This is a genomic window from Dapis brunnea BLCC-M229 (genome assembly GCF_050015995.1).
In the GTDB taxonomy this organism is placed as follows: domain Bacteria; phylum Cyanobacteriota; class Cyanobacteriia; order Cyanobacteriales; family Microcoleaceae; genus Trichodesmium.
Genome location: NZ_JBNHEP010000131.1, coordinates 1 through 3,851, shown reverse-complemented (window position 1 = coordinate 3,851; position 3,851 = coordinate 1). Strand labels below are relative to the sequence as shown.

General features: G+C 39.4%; 2 protein-coding genes. Both read left to right on the top strand.

The annotated features are described in order from the left end of the window. Positions 1–388: 388 nt before the first annotated feature. The gene (locus tag ACP6PM_RS15540; protein ID WP_426586115.1) at positions 389–1,552 is read left to right on the top strand and encodes a GuaB3 family IMP dehydrogenase-related protein; all 1,164 of its coding nucleotides are present in this window, start codon (positions 389–391) and stop codon (positions 1,550–1,552) included. Between the two features lie 517 nt (positions 1,553–2,069). Then, positions 2,070–3,323, top strand: a complete 1,254-nt coding sequence (gene rodA, locus ACP6PM_RS15535) for a rod shape-determining protein RodA (RefSeq protein WP_426586113.1) — start codon at positions 2,070–2,072, stop codon at positions 3,321–3,323. Positions 3,324–3,851 lie beyond the last annotated feature (528 nt).

Genomic DNA, 3,851 nt, shown 5'->3' with positions numbered 1-3,851 from the left:
CAGCCCTAACTATTGTCCAATAGATGAATCAAACATCAATAAGCGTGAAAATCAGTTGAGTAGTAGACTGACACAGCTAAAACTGTGCAGAGCACTTTTTTCGTCTCGCACCTCATCCCCCCATCATCCCATCACCCCATTTAAGGTGTGTTGGTCCACTACTCCAAGCTCCGAAGATCGACCGCTTTTTATCCCCTATCCAAGGGGAGGCTAGTGACCACAATTTTTCGGTAAAGCATAACTATGTACTGGAGGTACTGATAACTGTTTCGCTACGCGACATGAAAAACGCAGTTACGACCCAAGAGGCTAACTGATAATTGAAATGACCAATGCTCCTCTTAATTTGATACCCTAACTAAAATGGTCTTGGGAGTTGGTAAAAGCAGTGGATATAATTATTGGACGTGGAAAAACAGCTCGTAGAGCTTACGGAATCGATGAAATTGCCTTAGTTCCTGGGCAACGTACACTCGATCCAAATTTAGCAGACACTAGATGGAGCATTGGTGGTATTGAAAAAGAAATTCCCATTATTGCTAGTGCAATGGACGGAGTAGTTGATGTCCAAATGGCTATTCTCCTATCAAACTTAGGGGCCATGGGAGTTCTCAACCTAGAAGGTATTCAAACTCGTTATGCTGACCCAGAGCCAATCTTAGAAAAAATTAGGTCTGTTGGTAAAGATGAATTTGTGACTCTGATGCAGGAACTTTATGCAACCTCGATCCAACCAGAATTAATTTCTCAGAGAATTAAGGAAATAAAAAGCCAAGGTGCTATTGCAGCAGTAAGTTTAACTCCTGCGGGAGCAATGAAATATGGGAAAGTAGTTGCTGATGCTGGTGCAGACTTATTTTTTGTTCAGGCAACAGTTGTTTCAACTGCATTTCTCTCATCTGAATCAGTACCAACTCTTGACTTGGTTCAATTTTGTCAAGAAATGCCTATGCCTGTAATTTTGGGTAACTGTGTTACTTATGAAGTAGCTTTAAATTTGATGAAAGCAGGAGCCGCAGGAGTGCTAGTAGGTATTGGCCCAGGTGCAGCTTGTACATCTCGCGGTGTTTTAGGTGTTGGAGTTCCCCAAGCAACAGCAGTAGCAGACTGTGCTGCAGCACGAGATGATTATTACCAACAAACAGGGAATTATGTGCCGGTTATTGCTGATGGGGGTTTGATTACTGGTGGTGATATTTGTAAATGTATTGCTTGTGGTGCTGATAGTGTGATGATTGGTTCACCCGTGGCCAGGGCAGCTGAAGCTCCTGGACGTGGTTATCATTGGGGCATGGCTACTCCTAGTCCAGTATTGCCTCGTGGCACTCGGATTCAGGTAGGTACAACTGGAACCATAAAGCAAATTATGTGTGGCCCAGCACAATTGGACGATGGTACTCATAATTTGTTGGGTGCTCTCAAGACTAGCATGGGAACTTTGGGTGCTAAGGATTTGAAGGAAATGCAGCAGGTTGAGGTTGTAATTGCTCCTTCCTTATTAACTGAGGGTAAAGTTTATCAAAAAGCCCAAAAATTGGGAATGGGTAAGTAGATTTACTTACTTAAGAAAGCTCAAGATATCTCATACCCTTGACAAAATTTGTGAAGTAGTTTTTAAATTTATCAATTATCCTGGAATTATCTGAAAGGAAATGTCACAATAGAGATAGCGGAGATATTATGTTTCCGTTCACTCCTCACACCACAATCCGCCCGGACTTTTTAAGTTCGGGCGGTTCCTTTAGTAACTTGAGGTTTAAGATTTGTGACCTTGTAGCGGTTTTCATTAACAGTTTTCTCCTGATAGAGATGCTGAGTAGGCTGGAAGTTAGGAGTCAGAAGTCAAGAGTCAGAAGTCAAGTATAAGTTATTCAGTTGTCAAATAAACAGGGCTTACGCAAAGCTACTATGTATAGAGTTCAAAAACTATAACGTTATAGTTTTTGACGCTATATCTGTGGTCTGTGCGTAAGTCCTAATAAAAATTCAATTTATGCAGAGATTCGACTTAAGTAGATGTATTAACTATCAAGAATATTCTAAAGTCTAAATTATCCGAACGTTAAAATATGACACAGAAATTAGTTTTAAGAAATCGCCGAAAATCCCCACTTTCAAACTGGCGAAATATAGATTGGTCTCTGCTATTGGTTTATATAGGAATGACTATCTTTGGTGGAGTTATGATCCAAAGCGTGGAAAGAAACCAGGGGCTAACAGATTGGTGGCAGCATTGGCTCACAGGAGGAGTCGGCTTAATTTTGGCCTTAATTATTGCTCGTTGTCGTTATGAATTCTTAGTTAACTGGAAATGGGTAATTTACATTTTGACCAATATCTCTTTGATAGCGGTACAAATCATTGGTACTTCAGCCTTAGGGGCGCAAAGATGGATTAATGTTGCTGGCTTCCATGTTCAACCATCAGAGTTTGCCAAGGTTGGGGTAATTATTACCTTGGCAGCAATACTTTCTTCTATGACTAGAGTAAAGCTATTCGACTTTTTTAAAGTTCTGATAATTACAGCAGTACCTTGGTTATTAGTTTTTTTAGAACCCAATCTCGGCACTTCCTTAATATTTGCTGCAATTACTATGGGAATGCTTTACTGGGGTAATGTTAATCTTGGTTGGTTAATATTACTTGTCTCTCCCATTTTCTCAGCTATCCTTTACAGCATTTATTTTCCTGCTTGGGTTGCCTGGATAACTTTGATGGCATTAATCGCTTGGCGGAGTTTGCCTTGGGGTTGGTTATGGTTTCCAGTAGTTGCGGGGATTAATATTCTATCTGGAAACCTTGGGCAAATATTATGGGATTTGTTGAAAGACTATCAAAAAGACCGATTAACAGGATTTCTTAATCCAGAACAAGACCCTTTAGGTACAGGATATCATCTGATCCAATCTCGCATTGCTATTGGCTCTGGACAACTTTTTGGTAGGGGATTATATCAAGGTACTCAAACTCAATTGAACTTTATCCCGGAACAGCATACAGATTTTATCTTCTCAGCTATCGGTGAAGAATTGGGTTTTATTGGTTGTCTTCTCGTACTCTTGGCTTTTTGGTTTATTTGTATGCGATTGGTGATTATTGCTCAGACTGCTCAAGATAATTTTGGTTCTCTCATAGCTATTGGAGTATTATCAATGTTAATATTCCAAGTTTTTGTGAATATTGGTATGAATATTGGTTTGGCTCCTGTGACTGGTATCCCACTACCTTTACTTAGTTATGGGCGATCGGCTTTGTTGAGTAATTTTATTGCTCTGGGATTGGTGGAGTCAGTTGCTAATTATAGACCTAAGCAAAATTCATAAATTACTGAATGGGGGGTTTATAAAGTCAGAAGTTAGAAGTTAGAAGTCAGAAGTAATATAGGAGTGAGTTCGAGCATTTATAAATGTCTGTGCCCTATTTGGGTACGCTGCATATAGTAGATATTATGAATAAAAACTATAACGTATTAGTATATGTAGTCTTTGGAACTCAAAAGATACTTTGTGGTGCTACAAAGTCGGAAATCTGAAGTAATACAAGAGTGAGTTCGAGCATTTATAAATGTCTGTACCCTATTTTGGTAGCGCTACATATAGTAGATATTACTAATAAAAACTGTAACGTATTAGTATATGTAGTGTTTGGAACTCGAAAGATACTTTGTGGTGCTACAAAGTAGGAAAGGGCAGATGGGCAGTGTGGGAGATGGGGAGATGGGGAGTTTGGGAGAAATTCAAAAATGTATATCCTGACAATTACCATGCACGAATACCCACGACTGAGTTTGAGCATTTATAAATAAATGTCTGTGCCTTATTTGGGTAGCGCTACATATAGTAGATATTATG

Bases quoted from the DNA above. Each gene is read 5' to 3' on its own strand.
- rodA (WP_426586113.1), top strand. From the start codon at position 2,070: ATGACACAGAAATTAGTTTTAAGAAATCGCCGAAAATCCCCACTTTCA.